Here is a 25,270-nt window from a genome sequence, read left to right as displayed (position 1 = left end):
ATCAGGTCCTTTCAAACCCAAAAGCATTTCGATGGTCCGATGTTTCACGTGAAACATTTGTTCCCTTATCGCACGCTTTTGCGACGATTTGTTTCACGTGAAACATCGCGATGTCCTACAGGTCGTCGCAGCGTTACCGATCCCAGCCGCGCATGATGGTTTGGTCGCGATCGGGGCCGACGGCGATGATGCTGACCGGCACGCCGGTGATCTTCTCCAGGTACTCGACGTAGCGCTGGGCGTTCTCGGGAAGCTCCTCGAACGTGCGGCACTCGGTGATGTCGACGCCCTTCCAACCCGGAAGCTCCTCGTACACGGGCTTCGCGTGGAACAGCACGCTCTGCTGCATCGGAAAGTAATCGTACACCTTGCCGTCGCACTCGTAGGCCGTGCACACCTTGATGGTGTCGAAGGCCGACAGCACGTCGAGCTTCGTCAGCGCCACGTCGGTCAGGCCGTTGACCTCGGCCGCGTAGCGCGCGATGACCGCGTCAAACCAGCCGCAACGACGCTTGCGCCCCGTGGTCACGCCGAACTCGTGGCCCACCTTGCACAGCAGTTCGCCGACCTCGGCCTCCTCGCCCGTGCCGCCGTCCTCGGGGAAGCGCTGCTCTGTGGGGAAGGGGCCCTCGCCCACGCGCGTGATGTAGGCTTTCTGGATGCCCAGCACGCGGTCGATGACCGTGGGGCCCACGCCCGTGCCCGTGGCGGCGCCGCCGGCGCAGCACGACGAGGACGTGACGTAAGGGTACGTGCCGTGATCGATGTCGAGCAGCGTGCCCTGCGCGCCCTCGAACAGGATGGACTTGCCGTTGCGCACGGCCTCGTTCAGCAGCTGGGCCGTTTCGGCCATGTACGGCTTGAGGATGCGCGCATAGGGGAGGTACTCGTCGCAGATCTCTTCGACCGTGTAGGTGTGCAGGCCGTAGATCTTCTCGAGGATGGGGTTCTTCTGCGAAAGCACCGCTTCAAGCTTGAGGCGGAATATCTTCTCGTCCAGCAGGTCCTGGATGCGGATGCCCTTGCGGGCCACCTTGTCCTGATAGCAGGGGCCGATGCCGCGCTTCGTGGTACCGATCTTGTTGTCGCCCAGGCGCTTCTCGTCGGCGCCGTCGAAATCCTTGTGGTACGGCATGATCACATGCGCGTCGCACGAGATCTTGAGGTTCTTGCAGGAGATGCCTTCGGCTTCCAACATGGCCATCTCTTTGATGAGCACGCCCGGATCGACCACCACGCCGTTGCCGATGACCGGAACCGCATGCTCGTACATGACGCCGGAGGGCATGAGGTGCAGCGCGAGTTTCTTATCACCGTGGATGACCGTGTGGCCCGCGTTGTTTCCGCCCTGGTAGCGCACCACGTAATCGTATTCGCGCGCGATCAGGTCGGTGACTTTGCCCTTGCCTTCGTCGCCCCACTGGGCGCCAATCAGAACCGTGCTCGGCATGTCTGTTTGTCCTTTCGGTGTTTGAATCGCAGACTCACAGTATATTACAGTTCGACTTCATTCAGGGTCGGATCGGCTTCCCTCATCGTCTCGACGATTTCTTCATGGCAGGTGAACAGGATCACCTGGCGCATGCGGGCGAGCTCGGCCAGCGCGCGAGCGGCGCCGACGCGCCGGGACGAGTCGAAGTTCACGAGGATGTCGTCGGCCAGGATGGGCACAGCGCGACCCACGTTGTCGGCGGTCATGAGCAGCGCGATGCGCAGCGCGAGGTACAGCTGCTGGCACGTGCCCAGCGACAGATGGCCGGGGTCGCGCGTCGTCTTCACCGCATCCGTCACCTGCAGGCGACCCTCCGCGGTGAGGCTCACCTTCGTCCAACGACCGTCGGTCATAAGCGACAGCAGACGGCTGGCCTGGCGATACACTTCCGGCTGGCTCTTGCTCTCCCAGGTGGCGATGGCCGATTCCAGCATGCGGCGCGCCAGCAGCAGGCGCGCGTAATCCTGCGCGCTCTCGTCCTGGCGCGTGCGAATCTGCTGGTAGAGCAGCTTGTACTCGTCGAAGTCGCGCAGGTGCTCGGCATGGGAAAGCTCCTGCTTCAGCTCGCCGTAGCGACGGTTGAGCCCTTCGCTCGTCTCCAGGAGGCCCATGCGCTGCTGCGACTTCTGCGCGATGGCGTCGTCGATGGCGTCGATGGTGCGCTCGGCGCGCAGGTCGATGCGCTCGTACAGCCGCCGGCGCTGGCGTTTCGCGGACGCGAGGTTTTCCTCGAGCGCGCTGCGGCGCGACACGAGCGCCTGCAACCGCTGTTGGAACAGGTTGTTCTCGACGCGCAGATCCTTCGCCTCGTCGAGCAAGGTGCGCGAGCGGCGCAACGACCCCTGCGCTTCGCCCAAGCCGGCGGCGTCGAGCTGGGCGCGGGCGCGATCCCTGAAGGCGGCTTGGCTCTCAAGGCACGCTTCCAGCTTCTTCTTGTCCTGCAGCATGACCCACTGGGCATCCTGCTTGCGCGCCTCCTTCGCCTCCTCCTCCTTGTTGGGGCGGAACAGCATCACCATCGCGGCGAGGGCCAGCATGATGGCGAACACCACGAGGCCGATGCCGAGGGCCGTGAACGACAGGCTGGTGATCTCGCGACCGTGGACGAACAGCGGCAGGCCCGTGCATACGAACATGAGGGGGAGCACGATGGACAACCCCACCTGCACGCTGCGCTGACGGCGCGCGCGGTCGCGCTGGGCGCGTTCGTCGGCGGTTTCCAGCAGCGCTTCGTACGCCGCCTTCGACGTGGCGAAGTTGTCCTGCGCCAGATCGACGGCGTGCTCGCATTTCGCCTCGTCGACCGCGAGCGAGTCGATTTGGTCGCGCAGGGCGCGCTCCTCCGACGTGCCCAGGTTCGCCAGCTCGGATGCGCCGCGAGCCTGCGCGCGATGAGTCGCGACGAGCGCGTCCTCCTCGTCGTGCAGCGATGCCACCTGATCGGTCAGCGAGTCTATCTCGTGATCGAGCTTCTCGATGTTCGCGCGCTGGGCGGCCAGCGTCTCGATGGCGGTGTTCAGCGCGTCGAGGCGCGAGAGCAGCTCGTTGCGCTGCGGCTCCAGCTCGCGGAACTCCTTGTCCTGCCGCTTGAAGCGCTCGGCTTCGTCGGCGGCGGCCGTCATCTTGGCGCGCAGCTCGTTCTGCTGCGTCGTGAGATTGGCGATGGAATGCTCGATGCCGGCGGCGCGCGAGGTGTATTCCGCGAGCTTGTCCTGCACGGTCGCCAGCGCGTGGGCGGGCGAGGCGCCCGTGCCCGAGCCGGCGGTGAGCAGCTTCGCCGTGACGTCGGTGGTGTTGCGCAGCGTCCGCAGCTCGTCGCTGGTCAGGGAGAACATCGTCTGGAAGGTTTCCTTGTCGATGTCGGCCACCAGCGATGCGTCGCCCTGGAGCCCCTCGCTGTTGCGGACGCGAGAAAGCTCGAGCTCGTTGGAGGACGGGCCGTCGGCCTCGGCGAAGAACAACGACCCGGCGCGATCGGCGTTCGACGGCTTATAGGTGTTGCGGCTGCCGCGCGCCTCTTCCCACCCGAACAGCACGCCACCCACGAACGACGCGAGCGTGGTCTTGCCCGCCTCGTTCGGGCCGTACACCACGTTGAGGTGCGGGGCGAACGGGCCCACCGCCTTGTTGGAGAACGCCCCGAAGCTGACGATCTTGATGCGTTCGAGATAGGACGGCCTCATTGGTCATCATCCTGAGCGAGCAGGTCGAGCACGAGATTCTCGGCGGCCTCGGCGAACTTGTCGATGTTGCGCGTGTAGGCGCTGGGCAGCTGGATGTTCTTCCTGATGAACTCGTCCTGCAAGAAGGCGATGGCCTCGTCGGGATTGCGGCGCTGCGCGTCGGCCACCTGCAGGAACACGGCGGGGAACAGCCCTTCGCGCCGCAGCGCCTCCTTGTCGCGCGGCGGCACGGTAAGGTTTTCCAGCGCGTCGCAGAAGAACGCGGGGTACGCGTCGTTCACGTGCTTGCGCAGGCCGGCCAGCACGTCCGCGCGGTCGAGCATGGCGTGGAGCGGCGTATCGCCCTCGAGGGCGATACGCACCACCATCTCCTCGCAATGCGCCTTGCCGTTCTCGCGGAACAGCTCGCGCATGATCTTGTCGGTGATGGCCGGCAGGTTCGCGCAATCGGCCACGTCGATGCGCATGCGCTGCCACACGACGCTGGCCGTGGGGATGAACTCGATCTCGTTCGCCGCGCCTTCCCTGAGCGTGACCTGGTACACGCCGCGCTCGCCCGTCTCCTTGATGTCGCGGCCCTGGATGCAGCCCGAGAACACGAGCCGCGGGTCGTCGAAGGATGGGTAGGCGTACTTCATGTGGATGTGCCCGAGCGCCCAGTAGTCCATGCCGGCGCGCATGAGGACGGCGGGATCGACCGGGGCTTTCACCGGGTCGAGGTTAAGGCCGGTGTGCAGCAGGCCCACGGCGAACGGCGCTTCGGCCGCGCGCGGATGCTCGGCGGCCAGGGCGCGCTCGGCGGCTTCGCGCGTGACGCCCTCGGCGATGCATTCGTCCATCGGCCACGTCTGGTTGTAGTAGCCGCGCCCGCCGATCAGGCACAGCGGATCCCCGTCGCGCTCCACCAGCGCGAAGCCGGGACGGTCGCCCGGCAACATGACGGCGCCTGCGGGCAGCGAGAAGAAATCGTGCTGCCACGAGGTGTAGGGATCGTGGTTGCCCGTGACGAGGTACACCGGGATGCCCGCCTCGTCGAGCCGTTCCAACCCGCCGAAGAAGTGCAGGTAGTCGCCGTACGACGGGCGCGCAGAATCGAAGATGTCGCCCGAAACGACGACGAAGTCCACGTCGCGCGCGATGGCCGCGTCGACCACGCGATCGTACGCCTCCGGAATGGCAGTGAGCAGGCGGTTCGCCCACTTGGACGAAAGCGCGCGCAACCCACGGAACGGCGCCCCCAGATGGAGGTCCGCTGCATGGATGAATGTGACGCGTTTCGGCATGTGCCCAGTGTACCGCGAAACGGCTCAACAGGGGCTTTACATATAGCCGCCCGCGCGCGAATCGTCGATGAAATCCATGAAGCGCGTGTACTCCGCGTTGAAGGCCAGGGGGATGTCGCGCGTGGGGCCGTTGCGGTGCTTCGCGACGATCAGCTCGGCCGAGCCCAGGTCGGGACGGTCTTCGCTCTCGGCCTCGATCTCGTCCATGCTTCGATCGATGAACATGACGATGTCGGCGTCCTGCTCGATAGAGCCCGATTCTCGAAGGTCAGACAGCATCGGGCGCTTCTTGCCACGCATCTCCACCGCACGGGACAGCTGCGACAGGGCGATAACGGGCATGTCCATTTCCTTCGCGAGCACCTTGAGGCCTCGCGAGATCTCGCCGACCTCGACGGCGCGGTTGCCGTCCTTGCGCGACTGCGGCGGCGACATGAGCTGCAGGTAGTCGACGATGATGATGCCTTTTTCCGCAGAGCGCAGCTCGCGGCGGGCCTTGGCGCGCAGCTCGAGGATGGACAGCGACGGCGTGTCGTCGATGTACATGTCCAGCTTCGACAGCGTGTTGGACGCATCGGCGATAGCGCCCCAGTCCGACTCCTGCACCTGGCCGGCGCGCAGGCGCGACAGGTTCACGCGGGCTTCGGCGCACAAGATACGCTGTACCAGCTGCGCCGCGCTCATCTCGAGCGAGAGGAAGGTGACGGTGGCGCCCGATTTGGCGGCGTTCGTGGCCAGGTTCAGCGCGAACGACGTTTTGCCGACGCCGGGGCGAGCCGCGAGGATGACGAGGTCGCCGCCGCGGAAGCCGTGGAACAGGTCGTCCACGTCTTTGAACCCGCTGGGGATGCCGGCCATGGCGTCCTTCTGCTCGGCCAGCTTCGTCAGCTCCTCGAACGCCTCGGTGAGCAGCACGTCCATGCGCTTGAACGCGGACGAAACGCGCTTCTCGGTGACGTGGAACAGCGTCTTCTCGGCTTCTTCGACCACGACGCCCAGATCGTCGGGGGCATCGTAGGCCAAGGCCTCGATCTCGCCCGAAGCGCGGATGAGGTCGCGCAAGATGGACGTGCGCTTGACGATTTCCAGGTGGTTCTGCCAGTTGGTGAGCGCGAAGGTGTTGTCCGCAAGCTCGATGAGGTACGCTTTGCCGCCCACGGCTTCAAGCTGGCCCATGGCCTTCAGGTTGTCAGCGAGCGAGATGTGGTCGATGGGGATATGACGCACGTACAGGTCCATCATGGACTCGTAGATATGCTGATGCGCGAAGCGGTAGAAGTTCTCCTTCACCAGCTTCGGCGCCACCTCTTCGATGGCCTCCTGGTTCAGCATGCAAGCGGCGAGGACGGACCTTTCCGCTTCGATGTTCTGGGGATCGATCTTGCGACGGTCGGATGCGGCGCCATCGTCAGGTGCGAAGTCGGCGCTGTACGGCGCGGGTGAAGACATGCTCAAACTCCCTCTCGAATTGCGTGAATCCCTATGATACTGCAACGGTTATCGCAGGTCATTAGTTATTTTTGTGCAGCGTTTTCCCTCGCGGGCGTTATCCACCGACATAGGAAAACCCCCTCCGAGCACCATCAGGGCGAAGGGGGTTTTCCACTGTTTCCACAACCGTCGGTTGTGGATAAGTATTTTTTCCGAGCGGACGCTCCGGCTGCTATTCAGCGGCCTCGGCGGTCTCCTCTGCGGGAGCCTCGACGGCTTCTTCAACCGTCTCGACGACCTCGGCCTCAACCTCGGCCTCGGCCGGGACGGCCTCGTCGTCGGCACCGCCGACGAACAGCTTCACCGTCGTCTTGATGTCGCGGTACAGCGAGATCGTAACCTCGTGCTGACCGGACGTCTTGATGGCGTGGCCCAGCTCGATGCGACGGCGGTCGACGTCGACGTCCGTCGCGGCCTTGATGGCGTCGGCGATCATCTGAGCGGTTACGGAACCGAACAGCTGACCCTCTTCGCCCACCTTGGCTTCGACCTTGACGAGCACGCCGTCCAGCGTCTCCTTGATCTTGGCGGCATCGCCCACGCGGTTCTCTTCGCGCTTGGCGATGTTGTGCTTACGCTGCTCGAGCTGCTTCAGGTTGCCCTTCGTAGCGAGGATGGCGGCCTTCTGCGGGAGCAGGTAGTTGTTGGCAAAACCGGGAGCCACGTCGACGACGTCGCCCTCACCGCCCTTGCCCTTCAATTCTTGGAGCAGGATGACTTTCATGGTTCCTCCTTGCGCCTAGCGACTGCGGCGGTCGCCGCGGCCGCTGATGGCGGGAACCGCGTAGGGCATCAAAGCCATCTCGCGAGCGCGCTTCACGGCGTTCGCGATGTCACGCTGGTGCTGGGTGCAGGCACCCGTCACGCGGCGCGGCTTGATCTTCCCGCGGTCGGTAACATACTTGCGCAGCATCTGGGTATCTTTGTAGTCGATGTACTGCGTGTCCTCTTTGCAGAACTGGCAGAACTTGCGACGCGGCTGCTTCGCGTAATCGGACATTGTCTAACCTCTTTCGTATCGCTTAAAACGGGATATCTTCGTCATAGACCGAAGAAGAGGCATCAACCACCGGTGCGGCAACCACGGGAGCGGCTGCGGGAGCGGAGTAACCGCCGCCCATGCCGCCGCCGTACGACGACGAATCGTTGCGGCTCGACATGAACTCGAGCTCGTCGACGATCACTTCGATCTTGCTGCGCTTCTGGCCCTCGCGCTCCCACTGGCTCCAGCGGAGCTTGCCCTCGATGGACACCTTGGTGCCCTTGTTGAGGTAGCGCGAAAGGCTTTCGGCGCGCGCGCCGAACATCGTGCAGTCGATGAAGTTCGGATAATCCTCCCACTCGCCCGTCTGCTGGTTCTTGCGGCGGTCGTTGACCGCCACGCCGAAGCCGAGCACGGGAAGCCCGCTCGCGGTGGAGCGAAGCTCGGGGTCGCGGGTAAGGTTTCCGCTGATGATAACTCGGTTGATGCTCATGTGTGTCTACCTCTTCTCATGCCGGACGCTGGGTTGTCGCCCAGGCCCTCTACGTCGTCTCCTAGTCGCGGTCCGTGCGCTTGACGATCATGTGGCGTTCCACAGCGTCGGTAATACGCAGAACGCGATCGAGTTCGGCAACGTCAGCGGGATCGGCGTGGAAATCGATGAGAGTGTAGTCACCATCGGTCAATCCGTTGATCTCGTAAGCGAGTTTACGCTTGCCCCAGTTGTCGACGTTGTCCACCGTGCCCTTGGCATCAGCGATCGTGGTGTCGATACGCTTCATAACAGCGGCGCGGGTTTCCTCGTCGATAGACGGAGCGACAAAAAACAGCAATTCATAAGCCTTCATCAGCTCACCTCCTTTGGTCTTTACGGCCCCGGTGCTGAGAAGGCAAGATTGCCGGGGCAGGATTAGCCCGACTATTCTAGCAAACGGGAACGGAAACGACCAACACAATCTTTCCGCTCATCGTTTCCGCACCGTTTCGCCACACTTGCCTTGTCCCAACATCGTGCCGAACTTACATGATTCCATGATAGCAACCCCGTCTTACGCGGCGATGGCGCGTTTCTAGCACGCATCTTTCTCAATCTTGCGCGTTTCCAACGTCCAGCGAACGCGGATCGCACGCGCCGTGCCCACGTTTCCAACGCGGATTGCACACGGCGCGCCCGTCGTTCTCACGCGCATCCAACGCCGCGCCCGTCACACGCCCCGTTCGTGCGCCGTATCCCGGCATAAAAAAGCCGCGGCCCAGGTGGGAGCCGCGGCATGCGTTTCGTCACGCGCTGTGGAAAACGAGCGGGGCGCTGCTTATTCCTCGTCCTCGAGGTCGTCTTCCTCGAGGTACTTCTCGTCGATATCCTCTTCGGCATACGAGTCGGCATCGCTCAGCGCGATCATGAAGTTCGGCGCCTCGCCCACATACGCGGGCTCCTCCTCGAACGTCACCTTGCCCTCGTCGTCCATCTCGTAGAGGTAGCTCACCGCGTAGCCCGCATCCTCGCCCGGCACGCCGCCCTCGGCGATGATCGCGTCCTTCACGCCTTCGTCAACTTCGATGTAGCCGTCGTAGCACAGCGCGTACGCCGCGGCGCCGCGGGCGTGCTCCACCGTATGACGAGCCAGGTTGAAGCACTCTTCGGCCGTGTCGGCGGGATGGTTCTCGATGAACAGGTTCTCCTTCACCACGAGCGCCGTGAACGGCACCACTTCGGCGCCCTGGGTCATCTTCTCTTTGGCTTCGTCCAGCGAGAACAGGAGCACCTTCTCCAGAATCTCGGGGATCTCGGGAACTTCGACGTCAGAGCTCTCTACTTCACGATCGGCCATAGCCTTGTCCTTTCAAATGGATACTTCGTTGGCAACCAGTGTAGGGCTTGCGGGCGCGGGTGCGCACCTCCCCCTCCGCTTATTCGGCGTATCTGCAGAACTGAGAATGTTTCACGTGAAACATTCGTTCGGATAGGAAAACGCCCCGGCTCAGCAGGAGCCGGGGCGTTGGAAGGTTGAGCAACCTGCGGATTCGACCTAGTGGCAGCAGCACTCGTGGGCTTTGCGGCCCTTCTTCTTGCCGTTGACGCCCTTGTCCTTCATCGAGAGGATGAGCTTCTCGGTGATGGCATTCAGCTGGGCGATCTCCTCTTCGGACAGGCAGTCGATGATGTCGTCGGCCGTCTTGTCGTTCGCGACGATGCGCTTCTCGGCAACCTTGCGGCCCTCGTCGGTGAGCTTCACGGCGTAGGTGCGCTCGCCTTCGGCGTCTTCGATGGTGACGTAGCCGTTGCGCTCGGCCTTCTTCACGATGTCCTTGAGCTCGCTGCGGCTGAGGCCGAGGATCTTCACGAGCTCGCGTTGCGTGGTTCCGTCGTTGTCGATGAGCGCGTTCAACAGCGCGCCCTGGCCGCGCTTGTAGCTCTTCGGGCCGTTCTTGTGGAAGGCGAGGCGAGTGAGCTTGCTGGCCTTCTTGAGCTGCGCGAGGGTCTGGGATGCCTGGTTCATGGAGGGTCCTTCTTTCTTCATTTCTGTCTCTCTATGAGGCAACTATAGAACGCCTCGCGCAGGATCGATCTATTATCCACAAATATTCACTGAATAATTATTTTTCGAGGTGAACATGCTTACTTGTATTATTCATGAATAAGTATTAATGCAGGCAGTTCGCCGCTTCTTTGTCGAGGGATACGGCGAATGGCCGGACATCGACCTCCGTTGTGCCGGCATTCGACACGGAAATCAACAGGTTTCCGCGCACGAACCGCTGGGCCGCCTGGTTGCCGTAAGAGACATCGCCGAGGTGCGGCACGGCCGAAGGCGGCACGATGGAAGAGCAGTTCCGAAAGCCGGCCAGCAGCTCCTCCTTCGCGCCGTCGAACGAATGGGCGGGAACGACGTCCACCATCAAGCGGCGGTCGTCGGCGTCGTGAACGTAGACGCTGCGGTACGCGTGCCGAGGGCCGGGCAGCGCATCGCGCCACACGAGACGGAACCGTTCCCGCTCGAACAGATCGGCCGGTATGACGAACCTCTCGCAGCGCCCGTCGAGCTGGGCGCGGCGCGGCCAGCGGTCGGACCCGTACCTCTGGGAAAGAGCCTTGTCGTCCATAGCTCATCCTTTCCTACGGCATGGCTGAGCGGCGTTGCTCGCTCGCCCAATGATAGATGCAAAGTCCGACGCCCTCGGCGTCGTTCGTGGCGAAATGCTCGCGATAGGAGGATCGCGCGACAATCGTACGCGGAATGGGCGCGGTGTCGTCGTAGTCGGAGAAGCTCATCCCGTTCGACAGCACGGGATCGCGCCCGCTCGTCGACGCGGGCGTGGCCGACCCGTTGAGCGTGCAGCAGGCGTCGTATACCGCACGGTTTTGATTGCCCGTCGCCGCCGCTCTCTTGGATACGGCCACCTCATGATAGGTGAACCTGCCATCTTTCCAAACCTTCTTGCCGATCGATTTCACCTCCACGAACGCGAACGGCTTCATGGATGCGGGATCTTCCATGCGCGCCTCATACAAGTCGCATCCCAGCGCGTTGGCGAACGTGGTCACGATCGTCGCGCAGTCCGTGCAGTTGACCAGGTGCGAGTAGAGGGTCAGGAAGCCGCTCAGGTAGAACAGGCCATTCGTTCCGCAATAGTACGACTGGCCCCAACCCGACGTGTCGTACTCGAGGCCCAGCCCCTCGTTCACCTTCAGCTCAATCGCGCCAGCCACTTCCTCGGGCGTTTTCTTCCCCGCCGCCCAGGTGCAGGCCTTGTCCAACAGCGACACCCAGGGATACTGGGTTGGCCCGTTACGGCTGAGCCACGGCTCGTTCGGGTATGCCAGCAGCGTGTACATCACATGCTTCGTGACGGTCATCTTCTTCCATTCGCCCTGGTAGTAGCATTGCCACTCCAGCTGCAGCGCGTGCTTTCCCACGCCTTTTCCCGCCAGCACGTGGTAGGGAAACGCCAGCATTATGCCCGAGGCCTTCCCGTACCTGAACGTCGCCGTGGCCTCGTCGGAGTTGCCGAGCAGCGTCGAGCGGCTCTTGTCGATGGCGCGCACGTTCACGGAAGCCAGCGATGGATCGGAACACGTCAGGTTCACCTTGACCGTGATCTTCTTGTCCTTGACCGCCTCGATGCAGTACGCGCACGGATCGCTCTTGCCGCTATCCCACTCGGGTTTCGACACGAGTTGCGTCCCGCTCCAGGCCAGCGCAATGGCATCGGCTTCGCCTGCGGGCAACGAGGTGGTACTCGTCACCGCATGATGGTCGAAGAACAACGCGCTCACGCCGCACGGCAACAGCGTGCCCGAGGCGGGCATGTCGGCGAGGTGAACGATCAGGCTGACGGCCAGGTCAGCCAACGCCGTAGCGTAATAGAGCAGGCCCATGCCCGTGCAGATAGCCACGGCCATCGTCACCATCACGGCAATCGACCAGATCACCTTGAACCAGCGCAGCCCGCTCATGGCAGCCTTCAAAAGCGGCGTCAGCAGCCCGTTCGTCTTCAAAAGGTAGAAGAACGTGATGATGGTCTTGAAGGACACCGATCCTGAGAACAGCGAGCGAAACGCCGGGTTCGGCATGATCTTCGTCACGATGAAGTTGGTGATCTTGTCGCCGCCGGTAACCCTTACGCCGGCGAGCACGGTGAGCGCGCCGCCCACCAGCAGCAACACGAGCTCGATGTACCACAGCGTCCACTCGTCGAAACCCGCCTCGGCCTCGGCGATGGTCTGCGAGCCGTCGCGGTAATGGCCGACGAAGTACACGCGGCCGTCCTTTTCCAAGCGGCTCACGCGCAAGGGGGCAGGGTCGTTCCCCTTGAGGCACGCGGCCCGGCAGCGTTGCAGCTCTCCATCGCTCAGCGGTTCGGTCGCGGGCGCGCATGCGGCCATCATCGGCGTCGCACCCGCTTCCTGCACGACCTCGTCAACCACCGCGCCATTGCGCAATCCTATCGGATCGGCGGATACGGCGTTGTTGACGTCGGAGAAGCTTAAATCGTAAGAAGCTTGCAGCCCTTCCGCATCGAACGAAGGCTCTTCGGCGGCGTAGCTCTTCACCTCCGCGGCAGTGAGCGCGCGATTCCACATATCCACGCGCGAAATAGCTCCCGAGAAGCAATCCTTTCCGTTGTCGCTTCCGTTCGAGAGGTCGGCGCCGATGCGCAGCTTCGGCTCCTCGAGCACGTCGGAAATCGGCAGACACGTGGAAATCTGGCTGTCGAGCACCCCGTCCACGTACAGCGATTGGGTTTGGAGGCCGTCGTACGTCACGCACACGTTCGTCCAAAGCTCCGGCGGCACGGTGCCCTTCGACACCATGGGCGCCTCGTTGCCGCGCAGTGCGCCAAGACGCCAGCTCGTTCCGTCGCGCGCCACGTACAGCGACATGCCGGCTTCGCCCATCTGGTCGCCGTTCGCGAACACGGTGTACGCGTCCTGCCCATCGAATGGTTCGAGCCTGATCCAAGCCTGGACAGAATAGGCGTCGTTGCGCCGCCCTGCCGGGTTGATGGCAGGCTCGTTGGAGATGGCCAGGTACGCGCTGCCCCGCAGCTTGACGGAGGGGAACAGGGCGCGCATGTTCGCATCGCCCTGCAGCGCGATGGACGAGCCCGACACGTGCTCGACAGGCGCCTTGCATCCGAAGTCGTAGAACGCTGCCAGGTCGCCCGCGTAGGAAGACGCCTGGATATCGGCGTAATCCATCAGCAGCAGGTCTTGCACTTCCATCCCGCCGAGCGCGCGGTCGAACAGCCGCAGCTGACGTACGCCGCCCTTGACGCCCGCGCCGATGGCGAACGGCTTGGTGCTCGCGCTCCCCTTGCACGGCTTTTGCATGACCCGATCGAGCGCGCCGTTGACGAACAGGCGCACCGTTCCCGGTTCGTAGGCGATGCACAGATGGTTCCATTCGCCCTGCTGGAACGCTTCTCCATCGCTTGAAGTGGAACAGGTGCCGAATCCCTCGCGCCAGAAGGAAAATCCCTTCGCTGTCAGCCTGATATCGAGCGCCCCCTCCTGGCGCAGCACCGATGCGTCGGTCTCCACCGGGACGCCCCGCACCATCGCGTCGAGCGTGAAGGGCACGGTCCCGTCCAGCGCGATACCCGGCGCCGGGGCAGAAGCGCTGCCCGCGCCGCCAAGGCAGAGCGCGATGTATTGCCCTGCGTATTCCATGCGTCCCCCTCTACGCCGTCTTGAAGACCGTGCCGCAGGCCCCGACCATCACCAGGCGAAACGCCGCGTTGAACAGGCTTGCATCCGACGCGCACAGCACGTCGTGCGGATTGATGCCCCACTGGTGGCTCTGCATCGACGGCGCCATCTCCACGCCGTAGTCCAAATCGAGGCGCGCATCGTCCGGCCACGAGGGCTCCGACAGAGGCAGCGTGGCCCACACGCGCACGAACCCGTCGAAATACGGGGGCACGGCAGGCACCGCGGCCGAGAGTATCTCGGGGTCGGTCGAGGTCACCATGCTGGCATTGAGCTTCGCCGGTTCGCACTGCATGCCGATCGTCGTTCCGATGGGCACGTTGGTGGCGGTGAGGTAGAACGCGGCGTGGCGCGGCGTCCCTTCCGGATTCTTCAGGCCGTCGAGCTGTTCAAAGCTGGTTTTCGCCGTGCTGATGACATTGAGGTTGCGAACGCACACGCCCGGATTCTGGTGCACCCACACGACGAAGTCGTCGTAGGTGCGGAAATCCTCAGGAACGGTTTCCGTACTGTCGGTGTTGGCAATCCCGACCAGGCAGAATCGGTCGCTCGCCGTGGCGTCGAGCAAGAAGGGAGTGACGCCGACGGCGATGTCGTCCTTGTGGGGCGCGCTCACCTTGACGAACGAATCGCCAGCCGGGGTCTTCATGGCGTTGCCGCGCCAGACGCTCGGCGTCATGAACAGGTTGACGTTGGCTCGGTAGAGGCGGAGGTAACCCTCCTGCGGCGACGAGTCGAGGCTCTTCACGCGCGTGTACACGAAATTGGTCTTGCTCCCACTGGGCACCCGTTGGTTCACGTCATGCGTGTACGAGCTGGAAAGCTCGGTTTGGGGATCGGCAATCTGTTCGTGGGAGATGATGTCGGGCGACGAATACGTGCCGCCGTGCGAGGGAGTGGTGCCGTCGTCGGTTGTATCGTCGCGGAAGAGGAGCTTGTTTTGATAGGCCATGATCTTCGCCTTCCTGAAAGGGGTGTAGTTGGCAAAGGTGCGCGAATGCGCAGGACGTCAAGTGAGGAACGACATGAGAAGCCTCCTCTCGCCTATATATATGATTCATTCAATTATAGTTTAGACCGATCCGCGTGAGCCTCGCGAAGAGCACATCGTCCGCCAACGATCTCGCCGCTGCGCAAACGGTTCGAACCAAGCCGCCCGACGGAACAAGAACCGCATGCGTATCAGGGGTGCGACGCCGCGCCCACGGCGGTGTGTCGGGGGTGCGAGGATGGGGGAAGTGGGGAATTGGGCGCAAAAAAGCGCCCGAGGGCGCTTGTTTGGTAAAACTGGCGGAGGAGGAGGGATTCGAACCCTCGTCACCGGGGTTGCCGGTGAAACGGTTTTCGAGACCGCCGCATTCAACCACTCTGCCACCCCTCCGCACGGGGTGTCGGGGCCGAGCCCCGTATGAAACGCGCCACAGCGGGCGCGGGTGTAAACTGGCGGAGAGATAGGGATTCGAACCCTAGGTACTCTTTTGGAGCACACACGATTTCCAATCGTGCACCTTCGGCCTCTCGGTCATCTCTCCGCATCGCTGACAAGCATGCTCGCGCGTGGCGCGGTCATGCAGCAGCTACGTAGTATACAACAGCTACTAGGCGCTCACAAGCGAGAAATATTCCTCTTCACGAGCACCATCGAATTTCCCTCCCGCGCGGGCGGCGGAGGACGGGGCGACCGTGCGCTGCACGTGCAGCGGCACCTCGAAGAGCCCGCTCATAACCTGATCGTTCATCAGGGATTCCTTCGTTCCATCGGCGTGCAGGCGGCCGTTTTTGAGCAGCACCACGCGCTCGATTTCGGGGATGATATCCTCGGGGTAATGGGTGACCAGCACGATGCTCTTGCCCGCTTGCGCAAGCGTGCGCATGCTGGAGCGGACGTAGTACATGCCCTCGGGGTCGAGGCCCGTGCAGGGTTCGTCGAAGATGAGCGCGTCCGGATCGTGCACGAGCGCGCGGGCGATGAGCACGCGACGCGCCTGGCCGGTGGACAGCGTCATGATGTCGCGGGCGGCCAGGTCGTCCACGCCGAGGAGCTCCATCGCCGCATGCGCCCGCACGCGCGCATCGTCGACGGCGACGGCGTCGGTACGCGCGGGGATGCCGAGCGATCCGAACAAACCGCCGGCCACCACGTCCACAGCCGGCACGTGCACGGCGATCTGATCCTGCATCGACGACGACACGATGCCCAGGCTCCGCTTCACCTCGTCGAGCGTCGCGCGGACGCGGCCGCGGAACAGCACCGGCGGATCGTCGCGATGCAGCGGCAGCACCTCGCGCGTGATCAGCTTCACGAACGTCGACTTGCCCGAGCCGTTCGGCCCCAGCAATGCCAGATGCTCCCCTTCGTCAAGCCTGAACGCGTCGATCGACAGGATGGGCGAGCCGGCGCGCTGCACCACCGCATCGCGCAACTCGAGGAAAGGAGGGGTTCGGGAATCCATATCGCTCCTGATCGTCGGTACGTGTTTCACGTGAAACACGCGGGAGGCGTACATAAAAAACGGCGGGGCCCCGAAGGACGCCCGCCGTATCAGACTTGCGTTGCGCGTGCGCGCGGTTAGGCAGCTTCCGCAGGCTGGCCGGAGGCGTCGTCGCCCTCGGTCGAACCGGCGTCGGCATCGGCGTCAGCGTTGGCATCGGCGTTACCGTCGGCCGCAGCGTCGCTCTCGCCGTCGCTCGCGGCAGCGTCGTCCGTGCCGCCGTCGGTCGAACCATCGGCGGTGCCGTCGGTCGTGCCGTCCGTGCCCTCATCGGTGGTCGCGGCAGAATACTTCGACATGTCCACGTCGTAGGGCAGACCCTGCGGCATGTCGTTGATCTTGATGTCAGCAGCCTCGGTGGCCTCTTCGAGCCACTGCTGATAGGCCTCTTGCTGCTTCGTCGACTTCAGCGACGAGGCGATGTTGGAGATCCACTCTTCCGGGATCTGATCGAGGCTCGTCACCTCTTCGGGCGCGGTGTACACATCGGTGCACTTGATGATGTGGATGCCGTAGTCGGACGTGACCAGGCCGCTCACTTGATCCTTCTCAAGCGACGCGAGGCCGTCGGTGTACTCCGTCACGAGGTTGCTCGTCTTGTCCCAACCCACATCACCATCCTTCTCGACGGTGCCGGTGTCCTGGGAGTACTCCTTCACCGCTTCGACGAAATCGAGCTCGCCGGAGTTGATCTTGTTCAGCACCTCCTGGGCGGTAGCCTCGTCGTCGGAATTGAACAGGATATGGGAGGAGCGCTTGGCGCCGTCGTACGCGGTCGCGTACATCTGCGCGTACTGCAGCATGTCGGCATCGCTCGGGTCCTCGTCGGAGGCGAACGAAGCGTACAGCTTGTTCTCCTTGAGCTTCTGCTCGATTTCGGCGCGATAGCTTTCCTCGGTCATGCCGGCCTGATCGAGCGCCGACTGCCACTTCTCGTCGGTGTCGAAGTTCTGCTTCACCTTCGCGATCTGCTCGTCAACCTCGGAGCTCTCGACGGTGATGCCCTTTTCCTCGACGCCCTCCTTTATCAGCTCGCGCTGAGCATAGGAGTTGAACACCTCGTCGCGCACCGATGCGGGCGTGTACTCGTTCTGCGAAAGCCACGTGCCCCACGACTCTTCGTCGGCGGCACCCAGCTGCTCGCGCACGCCCTGGATGTAGTTCGTGACCGTGTCTTCGGCGATTTCCACGCCGTTGACCGTGCCCGCCACGCCGCCGGTGCCTGCCGAGGCGTTGCCGTCGGTCGAGCAGCCGGCCAAGGCCCATGCGCACGCGGCCGTCAGGCTCACCGCGCATACGGTCTTCATGATGTACGTTTTCTTCATATGACCCTTCCCTCGAACATGAGCTTCTTCGTCACACCGCTGACCGAAGCGCCCATGAGATAAGTACTGTGCTGTATTCTCGCACACGTGAGAAAACGGGTTCTTGCGTTGCACAATATACCCATCATCGATTCACAGTCCCCACGCCAGGTTCAGGGATAAACCCGCCGCTGGGATGCGGAGCGCACCGCATCCCAGCGCGCGGCTTGCGCCGCAGGCGGCTACTTCTTGGAGGCCTTCTTGCGGTCGGTGGCCGACAGCATGCGCTTGCGCAGGCGGATGCTCTTCGGCGTGACCTCCACCAGCTCGTCGTCCTCGATGTACTCGAGCGCTTCCTCGAGCGTGAACGTGATGGGCGGCGTGAGCGAGATGGCCTTGTCGGCGCCCGACGAACGCTGGTTGCCCAGCTGCTTCGACTTGGCGATGTTCACCACCATGTCGCCTTCCTTCGACGACTCGCCCACGATCATGCCCTCGTAGCAGTCCTCGCCGGGGCCGACGAACAGGCGGCCGCGCTCCTGCAGCGCGTCGAGCGCGTACGCCACGCTCTTCTCGGTGGACATGGAGATCATCGAGCCGTTCTTGCGTCCCGACATATCGCCGCGGAAGGGGCCGTATTCGGAGAAGTGGTGGAACATCGTGGCTTCGCCGCGCGTGACGTTCAGCAGGCGCGTGCGCAGGCCCATCGTGCCGCGGGACGGGATCTTGAACACGAGGTGCGTCTGATCGCCGCGCTGGTACATGTCGGACATCTCGCCGCCGGCGCTGCCGAACACCTCGATGGCCTTGCCCGCATACTCGCTGGGCACGTCCACCGTAGCTTCCTCGATGGGCTCCAGCTTGCGCCCGGCCTCGTCCTTCTTGATGAGCACGCGGGGGCGGCCTACCTGGAACTCGAAGCCCTCGCGGCGCATCGTCTCCATGAGCACGGACAGGTGCAGCACGCCGCGGCCGGCAACCTCCACGCCGGTCTTGTCCTCAAGCTCCTCGATGCGCATGGAGATGTTGCTCTCCTTCTCGCGCATGAGGCGCTCCTTGAGCTGGCGCGCGCCGACGATGTCGCCCTCGCGGCCCACGAGCGGACTCGACGAAGCCTCGAACACGATGGCCATCGTGGGCTCTTCCACCTGGATGGGATCGAAGCGCACGGGATTCTCGCGGCTCGTCACCATGTCGCCGATGTCGGCGTCCTCAACGCCCACCACGGCCACGATGTCGCCGGCGTGCACTTCCTGCTGTTCTTTCTTGCCCAGCGCCTCGAACGTGAACACCTGCTTGATGTTCGTGTTGTAGCGCGTGCCGTCGTTCTTGATGACGAGCGCGGGCTCGCCCTTGTGGATGGTGCCGGAGAACAGGCGACCCACGCCGATGCGGCCGACGAAGCTGGAGTGGTCCACCGTGCAGATCTGCAGCGCGACCGGGCCGTTCGGCTCGCAATCGGGTGCCGGAACCTCTTTGAGGATGGTCTCGATCAGCGGAACCATGTCCATGTTGTCGTCTTCGGGCGCATAGCGGGCGTAGCCGTTCATGGCGCTGGCGTAGATGACGGGGAAGTCGAGCTGCGCGTCGGAAGCCTCGAGCTCCACCATGAGGTCGAACACCTCGTCCACCACTTCGTGGGGGCGCGCGCCCGGGCGGTCGATCTTGTTCACCACGACGATGATGCGCAGGCCCTGGCCGAGCGCGTGCTTCAGCACGAAGCGCGTCTGGGGCATGGGGCCCTCGAACGCGTCGACGATGAGCAGGGCGCCGTCGGCCATGTTCAGCACGCGCTCCACCTCGCCGCCGAAGTCGGCGTGGCCGGGCGTGTCGATGACGTTGATCTTCACGTCGTTGTACGTGACGGAGATGTTCTTGGACAGGATGGTGATGCCGCGCTCGCGCTCCTGGTCGTTGCTGTCGAGCACGCGCTCGTCAACCTGCTGGTTCTCGCGGAACACGCCGCTGGCGTACAGCAGGCGGTCGACGATGGTGGTCTTGCCGTGGTCAACGTGCGCGATGATGGCGACGTTGCGGATGTTCTCTTGCTTCATGCCTTCCTTCTTCTTTCTAGTCAAGCCGCGCCGATGCGGTGCGACGATGATCCCGTAGGCACCGCGATTCGCGGGCGGGCGGCGGAGGCGCTACTCGTCGTCGAGCTCTTCGGCGAGACGGCGCTCTTCCTTGTTGAGCTCGGCTATGTGCTCGTTGAGCGTGGTGATGGTGCGCTGCGACGACACGATTTGGACGATGCCCCATACGGCCGCCGCGCTCGCAACGGCCGCGACGACGCCGAACAGGCCGAACGGCTTGCGCCCCGTCAACAGCGCCACGAGGCCGCCGATGACGGTCATGGCGATGCCGTTGCGGCGCTCGTCGAGCACCACGTCGCGCTGCTTGACCAGCTGCGTGCGCGCGGCGGCGATGCCGGCCATGCGAGCTTCGACCTGGTTGGACGAGGTGTAGCTGCGGGCGCGCTCGGCAGCGGCGCGCGGGTTGCGCGCTGTGGTGCGCGAACCTTTTCCGCTGGTCAGATAGTCGTATGCTTCTTGGAGGTTTTTGAACTGCTCGGTCGCGCGGTCCTGGAGCTTCTTGTTGTTGGCGAACCGGTCCGGGTGCAGGATCTGCACCGTTTCCTTGTATGCGGTTTTAACATCCTCGGGCGTGGCGTCGTCGTCGAGGCCGAGGATGCGCAGTGCTTCCGTACGATTCATAACTCCCCAGGTAACGGTTTCGCGATGGGTATCCGATCTGGGATTCTACCACGCCGCCTGCTCACGTGCGACGCGCCCGCCCTGCGCTCACAGAATGCACGTGGGACGAAGGCCGCGCGCACGGCGTCCCGAAACGCTTGCCTGCCTGCCCTGCGCTGAATGTTTCACGTGAAACATTCGCCTCTCGGACGAAACTACCCATCCAGTGTGGGCGCGGGGCGCAGAACTACCGAACGGGTGTGAAGGGGCGGCTTCGGCCCTCGCTACCATCGAATCAGATACTCGACCGAGGGGGTATCGAAGCATTCGCATCGCATAAAAGGAGGAAACATGTCCAAGAAAAGCAGCACGGGCACGGGGTTGTCGAGGCGCTCGTTCGTGACGGGCGCAGGGATGCTGGCGCTGGCGGCCGGAGGCGCAGGGTTGGTGGGCTGCGCTCCCACGTCGAAGGGGACGGCTTCGGCGGCGCAAGATTCCGCAGCGGGCGACACGCTCACGGCCGACGTGCTCGATAGAACATGGTCGTTCGAAGTGCCGCCCGAGCCCGTGAGCGATGACGAGATAGTCGAAACCATCACGGCCGACGTCGTGGTGATCGGATCGGGGATGTCGGGTTTGTGCACCGCCGCGTCCGCGCTCGAATCGGGCGCCGACGTCATCGTCGTGACGGCAGGATCCATCCCCGTCGCGCGCGGCGGATCGAATTACGGCATCGGTTCGAAGTATCAGAAGGAGCTCGGCCTGGACGTCACGCCGGAAACGTCCAACCACATCATCAGGATGACCCAGTACGTCGGATCATTGCGCGTCGATCAGAAGAAGTGGGCGCGCTGGATCAACAACTCGGCGGAATCGATGGATTGGATGATCGACCTCATGGCCGGCGAAGGCCTGAACGTCGGTCTTGAACGGGGATACGACGATCCTGCCGGCTTCCTCACCTCCTTGCCAAGCTCGCACTTCTTCTGGAACGACGAGAACCCCAACGGCACCGTGAACGGAGCGGAGCAGCAAGTGAACGCGTACGCGTCGTTCTTCGAGAAGAACGGTGGAACGATCCATTGGAACACGCCGGCGAAGTACCTGATTCGGGAAAACGACAACACCGGGCGCGTGAGCGCCGTGATCGCCCAACGCAGCGAGTCGGGCGACTACGTGAAATTCGAGGCGAAGAAAGCCGTGGTGCTGGCGACGGGGGACTTCACCCGCGACAAGGAGATGATGGCGAAGTACAGTCCTGCCGTGTACCGGAAGTACCACGATTCCATCCCGTGGGGCGAGGTCGATTACGACGCGCTCAGCGTGCCTTTCGGCCAGTTTGCGGGAGACGGGCACAAGATGGCGCTCTGGGTTGGCGCCGCCTGGCAGAAAGTCTACCCCTGCGCTCCCATGGAAACCTGCGTCTCCATCCCGTTCCCCAGCACCGGCGAAGTCACCAACTTCCTCGGGATTAACCTCGCCTCCGACGGCAAGCGCTTCATGAACGAATGCACGAGCGTGGCCCTGTCGGCAGACAGCATCGCGAACGTCGCCGGCGACAAGGTGTTCTACGTCTGGGATTCCAACTACGCGAGCATTCACGACGAGTGGCACGCCATCGGCGCGGCCGTCGGCGGCGCGACGCTCACTCCCGAAGAGGAAGTTGCCATATGGGACGCGAAGGTCGAGGAGGGAACGTGGTTCCGCGCCGACACGATCGACGAGCTGCTCGCGCAGCTCTCGGGTTTGGACGCCGAGGCGGCGAAAGCGTCGATCGAATCCTGGAACGCTTATTGCGAGCAGGGCTACGACGAGGAATTCCAAGTCGATCCTTCCATCCTCAAACCCATCCTCACGCCCCCGTTCTACGGATCGTTCCTCGAGAAGGACACGTCCTTCATGCTGCTCACCACCTGCGGCGGGCTGCGATGCAACGAGAAGATGCAGGTGTGCGACGACGGCGACGCTCCCATCGACGGGCTGTACTGCACCGGAATCATGACGGGCGATTTCTACTCGAACACCTACTCGTTCTCCATTTTCGGACAGAACCTCGGCGGTGTTTGCTGCACGCTGTCGTACCTGCTGGGTCGGGATTTGGCCCAGCTGTAATCGACAGGCGGTTTTGAGAAGCGGGCCGAACCCGAGATCGCAGGGTTCGGCCCGATTTCACGCGACCCCCTTTCTGATCTCCTGCATAGCACGCGCGAACGGGTAGAATAGGCCTGTGCGTATGCTGGGTAGCCTTCAAGGCGGGGGAGGGAAATCGCCGAGCCATGAGAATATCGAACCTGAAACTGTTCATTCCTTTCTGCCTCGGATTCACCTTGTTCCTTTCGTTTTTCATGGTGTTCATCAGCGGAGGAAACCTCGATCTGTACGGATCGGGCAGCGATTATTGGGACATCCAATACTTCACCGCGTTGCTCACGGTGTCCCAAATTCTCACGTTCTTACTGCTTTCCTTCATAGCGTTGAAGCGTCCTATCCGAAACCACGCGCTCCTTCCGCTGGGAGCGGCGGGCGTGCTCGCTATCGGGTTCTCCCTGTTCTCCATCAACGCGATGCTGCCCGAGAAGAGCTCGGTCGTGCTGGTCGCCGCCGCCATCCTGCTGGGTTCCGCCATCGCCGGCTCGATGCTCTCGTGGCTCGATCTGCTCTCCCGCACGTTCGGCATCGAGAACATCGCCGCCATCGCGGCGATCGGCACTTCGTTCGTCGGGGTGGTCAATCTCGCGCTCATCTCCTTCAACGACGTTTCCACGACCCTGCTGTCCCTCGGCATCATCGCCGCCGCGCATTTCTTCATCCTCGCCGGAATCGGGTGGAACAGCTCGCACCGCGCCGTCTCGACCCCTCAAGCCTCGAAGCCGTCCGACCCGATGTCGTACGCGAAGCACGTGCGCAAGCTGCTCGGGATGTCGTGGCGTTCGATAACCTGGGTGGCGGTCATCGGATTCTCCGGAGGCGTGGCGCGGGCTATGCTGTACGACAGCTCGACAATCAACCAACCGATACTGCAAATCATGTTCACGATGAGCTTCTTCGTCGGCGCCATCGTCCTCGCGGTGTTCTGCAAGGTCTCATCGTTGGCCGATGGCTTCGAAAAGCTCTACCTCGTGCTGTTCCTGCTTGCGGCGACGTTCTTTTTCATCGTGCCGTTCGCCGGCACGGAATACCTCAGCATGCTCGCCGGCATCGAGAACGTGTTCGTCTGCATCGCCTCGATCTGCATGCTCGTCACCTGCGTGCAGATCGCGCAACGGAACAAGGTGCCCGTGCTGTTCGCGTCGGGCGTCTTGCTGAGCATCGTGTTCGGTTCGGCGGGGTTCGGTCTGCTGTTCGGCTCGATCGTCGGTTACAACCTGGGCACCGTGATCGCCGCGATGATCGCCGTCTACGTGATACTCCTCATCGGCATGGTCACGGCGGCGGTAAAGGCGAAAACGAAACAGACGAAAGAGCGCGTCGCCCTGCTTCTCACCGGAGACAATGCCGAGGAGAGCATCAGGAACAATCCCGTATACCGCGACGTCTACCATCTATCCGACCGCGAGATGGACGTCATGATCCTCGCCATCGGCGGGCGCAACGCCAGTTCCATTTCGAAGGTGCTCTTCATATCCGAGAACACCGTGCGGTTCCATCTGAAGAACCTGTACAAGAAGCTCGACGTTCACACGAAGCAGGAACTGCTTTCGCTCGTCGAAGGGTTCGAACTGCAGTAGACATGAAAACAGCCGGTCATCGACCGGCCGTCCTGTAAAACCAAACCCTCGCGGGCCGGCTCGTATGTAATGGTGGAGCATAGGGGGATCGAACCCCTGACCTCAGGCTTGCAAAGCCCGCGCTCTCCCAGCTGAGCTAATGCCCCAAAGTGCGCTTTTTCTGGTCTAGATATTAATAAACGCTCCACCGGCTAACTCGGCTCACGGTGGAGCGTTTATCGCTAAAAAGTGGTGGGCCCGAATGGATTTGAACCAGCGACCTCACGCTTATCAGGCGTGCGCTCTAACCAACTGAGCTACGGGCCCAAAAAAAGTGCCTGATCACTATACGTCGAATCGCTAAGATCGGTCAAGCACTTTTTGAATATTTCTTACCACTTTTTGAATATTCGGGAACAAGCACGATTTTTCAAGCGCCCGCTACGCTCCGTGCATTACATGGTACGCTTAACCCAACCGTGCCGCATCGCTCCGGAGGGAGGCAGACTTTTTTTGAATATCAAGCAGATCAACTACTTCATCGCCGTCGCCAACCACGGCAGCCTTTCATCCGCCGCTCGCGAGTTCGACATCTCCGTCCAAGCGATGTCGAAAGCGATGACCGACCTGGAAAACGAGTTCGGCGAAAACCTGTTCGAGCGGACCCACCAGGGCATCACCCTCACGCCGCTCGGTGAAACGTTCTGCAGGAAGGCGGAACCGGTCAGCGCATCCTTCCAGACGCTCGAGCAGATGGGGGAGGCCCACGCCAAAGAACTTTCCAAGCTGCGCTTGTTCCTGTGCGCTCCTTCGTTTTGCCGCAACGCCAAAGCGCGCGCCGACATGGCCGCGTTCTTCGACAAGTACCTGAAAGCCGAAACGGAAGTATCCATCGGGACGGGCGAGACGGGGCTCGGCGTCATCCGCGATGGCGGATGCGACGCGCTCATCACCATCGGCCCGTTCGACCACCCCGATTTCGACTGCTTCGCCGTGGGTACCGTGCCCGCCGGCATCTGCATGGCGTCGAACCATCCGCTGGCCCGCCAGGAAACCGTCACGCTCAAGCAACTCGAGCCGTACCGCGTCATCTCGTCGAAATCGTTCGACCACTTCAACGAATCGATCCTCGTCACCTATCAGAAGGACGGCTTGAAGTCGCCGGTCGTGGAACCTCCCGCGTTCGACATGCCGCGCCAGTTCTACGTCAAGCATGCGGTGTGCTTCATGGTGAACATCGCGTCGCTTGGCGAGATGCTTCCCCGCAGCACGATGATCCCCTTTGCACGCGAGGACATGAAGGCGATTCCCATCTGCCTCATCACGTTGAAAGGCGCCAAGCCGCCCGCGTACCAGCGCATGGAGAAGCTGCTGAAAGGGCGTGGCTGAGGCGCGGCGCGTCCGCATCTTGACACCAAAACGCCACGGC

General features: G+C 62.9%; 20 protein-coding genes and 4 tRNA genes. 3 read left to right on the top strand and 21 right to left on the bottom strand.

The window, feature by feature from the left end:
- Positions 1-133: 133 nt before the first annotated feature.
- From GS424_RS00165 to GS424_RS00075, 19 genes are all read right to left on the bottom strand, one after another.
- Positions 134-1,450: an adenylosuccinate synthase gene (locus tag GS424_RS00165; protein WP_160940807.1), complete on the bottom strand. Its 1,317-nt coding sequence runs from the start codon at positions 1,448-1,450 to the stop codon at positions 134-136.
- Positions 1,451-1,494: 44 nt separating this feature from the next.
- Positions 1,495-3,675: an ATP-binding protein gene (locus tag GS424_RS00160; protein ID WP_160940808.1), complete on the bottom strand. Its 2,181-nt coding sequence runs from the start codon at positions 3,673-3,675 to the stop codon at positions 1,495-1,497.
- The gene (locus GS424_RS00155) at positions 3,672-4,958 is read right to left on the bottom strand and encodes a metallophosphoesterase family protein (RefSeq protein ID WP_160940809.1); all 1,287 of its coding nucleotides are present in this window, start codon (positions 4,956-4,958) and stop codon (positions 3,672-3,674) included. The genes GS424_RS00160 and GS424_RS00155 overlap by 4 nt, the downstream gene beginning before the upstream one ends.
- Before the next feature lie 36 nt (positions 4,959-4,994).
- The gene (gene dnaB / locus GS424_RS00150; RefSeq protein WP_160940810.1) at positions 4,995-6,407 is read right to left on the bottom strand and encodes a replicative DNA helicase; all 1,413 of its coding nucleotides are present in this window, start codon (positions 6,405-6,407) and stop codon (positions 4,995-4,997) included.
- Positions 6,408-6,621: 214 nt separating this feature from the next.
- Positions 6,622-7,173: a 50S ribosomal protein L9 gene (gene rplI, locus GS424_RS00145; RefSeq protein ID WP_160940811.1), complete on the bottom strand. Its 552-nt coding sequence runs from the start codon at positions 7,171-7,173 to the stop codon at positions 6,622-6,624.
- A gap of 15 nt (positions 7,174-7,188) precedes the next feature.
- On the bottom strand, positions 7,189-7,449 hold the full coding sequence (gene rpsR, locus GS424_RS00140) for a 30S ribosomal protein S18 (protein WP_009305603.1): 261 nt from the start codon (positions 7,447-7,449) through the stop codon (positions 7,189-7,191).
- 22 nt (positions 7,450-7,471) lie between these two features.
- Positions 7,472-7,924, bottom strand: a complete 453-nt coding sequence (locus GS424_RS00135) for a single-stranded DNA-binding protein (RefSeq protein WP_101721121.1) — start codon at positions 7,922-7,924, stop codon at positions 7,472-7,474.
- Positions 7,925-7,985: 61 nt separating this feature from the next.
- Entirely contained in the window at positions 7,986-8,279 is a 294-nt protein-coding gene (gene rpsF / locus GS424_RS00130) for a 30S ribosomal protein S6 (RefSeq protein WP_101721120.1), read from the bottom strand.
- Between the two features lie 465 nt (positions 8,280-8,744).
- Entirely contained in the window at positions 8,745-9,263 is a 519-nt protein-coding gene (locus GS424_RS00125; RefSeq protein ID WP_154332635.1) for a hypothetical protein, read from the bottom strand.
- Positions 9,264-9,461: 198 nt separating this feature from the next.
- Positions 9,462-9,932: a MarR family winged helix-turn-helix transcriptional regulator gene (locus GS424_RS00120; protein WP_160940812.1), complete on the bottom strand. Its 471-nt coding sequence runs from the start codon at positions 9,930-9,932 to the stop codon at positions 9,462-9,464.
- 145 nt (positions 9,933-10,077) lie between these two features.
- Positions 10,078-10,536, bottom strand: coding sequence for a hypothetical protein (locus GS424_RS00115; protein WP_160940813.1), 459 nt, complete (start codon positions 10,534-10,536; stop codon positions 10,078-10,080).
- 13 nt (positions 10,537-10,549) lie between these two features.
- The gene (locus GS424_RS00110; RefSeq protein WP_160940814.1) at positions 10,550-13,606 is read right to left on the bottom strand and encodes a LamG domain-containing protein; all 3,057 of its coding nucleotides are present in this window, start codon (positions 13,604-13,606) and stop codon (positions 10,550-10,552) included.
- 10 nt (positions 13,607-13,616) lie between these two features.
- A complete protein-coding gene (locus tag GS424_RS00105; protein ID WP_160940815.1) occupies positions 13,617-14,597 on the bottom strand; it encodes a hypothetical protein in 981 nt (326 codons plus the stop codon).
- A gap of 336 nt (positions 14,598-14,933) precedes the next feature.
- Positions 14,934-15,026 (bottom strand) — tRNA-Ser (locus GS424_RS00100).
- 60 nt (positions 15,027-15,086) lie between these two features.
- A tRNA-Ser gene (locus GS424_RS00095) sits at positions 15,087-15,177 on the bottom strand.
- Between the two features lie 66 nt (positions 15,178-15,243).
- Positions 15,244-16,098, bottom strand: coding sequence for an ABC transporter ATP-binding protein (locus GS424_RS00090; protein WP_160940816.1), 855 nt, complete (start codon positions 16,096-16,098; stop codon positions 15,244-15,246).
- 116 nt (positions 16,099-16,214) lie between these two features.
- The gene (locus tag GS424_RS00085; RefSeq protein WP_160940817.1) at positions 16,215-17,462 is read right to left on the bottom strand and encodes a peptidylprolyl isomerase; all 1,248 of its coding nucleotides are present in this window, start codon (positions 17,460-17,462) and stop codon (positions 16,215-16,217) included.
- 221 nt (positions 17,463-17,683) lie between these two features.
- Positions 17,684-19,495, bottom strand: a complete 1,812-nt coding sequence (gene typA / locus GS424_RS00080; RefSeq protein ID WP_160940818.1) for a translational GTPase TypA — start codon at positions 19,493-19,495, stop codon at positions 17,684-17,686.
- A 90-nt stretch (positions 19,496-19,585) separates the two neighbouring features.
- Positions 19,586-20,155, bottom strand: a complete 570-nt coding sequence (locus GS424_RS00075; RefSeq protein ID WP_154332618.1) for a J domain-containing protein — start codon at positions 20,153-20,155, stop codon at positions 19,586-19,588.
- 330 nt (positions 20,156-20,485) lie between these two features.
- Between GS424_RS00075 and GS424_RS00070 the strand changes: the two genes are divergently transcribed.
- Together GS424_RS00070 and GS424_RS00065 are read left to right on the top strand one after the other, a co-directional pair.
- Positions 20,486-22,246: an FAD-dependent oxidoreductase gene (locus tag GS424_RS00070; RefSeq protein ID WP_160940819.1), complete on the top strand. Its 1,761-nt coding sequence runs from the start codon at positions 20,486-20,488 to the stop codon at positions 22,244-22,246.
- Positions 22,247-22,410: 164 nt separating this feature from the next.
- Positions 22,411-23,862, top strand: coding sequence for a helix-turn-helix transcriptional regulator (locus tag GS424_RS00065; RefSeq protein ID WP_160940820.1), 1,452 nt, complete (start codon positions 22,411-22,413; stop codon positions 23,860-23,862).
- A gap of 70 nt (positions 23,863-23,932) precedes the next feature.
- Here the strand turns inward: GS424_RS00065 and GS424_RS00060 are convergent.
- Both GS424_RS00060 and GS424_RS00055 read right to left on the bottom strand, forming a co-directional pair.
- Positions 23,933-24,008, bottom strand: a tRNA-Ala gene (locus GS424_RS00060).
- Positions 24,009-24,091: 83 nt separating this feature from the next.
- Positions 24,092-24,168, bottom strand: a tRNA-Ile gene (locus tag GS424_RS00055).
- Between the two features lie 186 nt (positions 24,169-24,354).
- On the opposite strand from GS424_RS00055, the gene GS424_RS00050 reads away from it, so the two are divergent.
- Positions 24,355-25,230, top strand: a complete 876-nt coding sequence (locus GS424_RS00050; RefSeq protein WP_160940821.1) for a LysR family transcriptional regulator — start codon at positions 24,355-24,357, stop codon at positions 25,228-25,230.
- The last annotated feature ends 40 nt before the right edge of the window (positions 25,231-25,270 follow it).

The organism is Eggerthella guodeyinii, assembly GCF_009834925.2.
In the GTDB taxonomy this organism is placed as follows: domain Bacteria; phylum Actinomycetota; class Coriobacteriia; order Coriobacteriales; family Eggerthellaceae; genus Eggerthella; species Eggerthella guodeyinii.
This window is presented reverse-complemented; position numbering and strand designations above follow the sequence as displayed.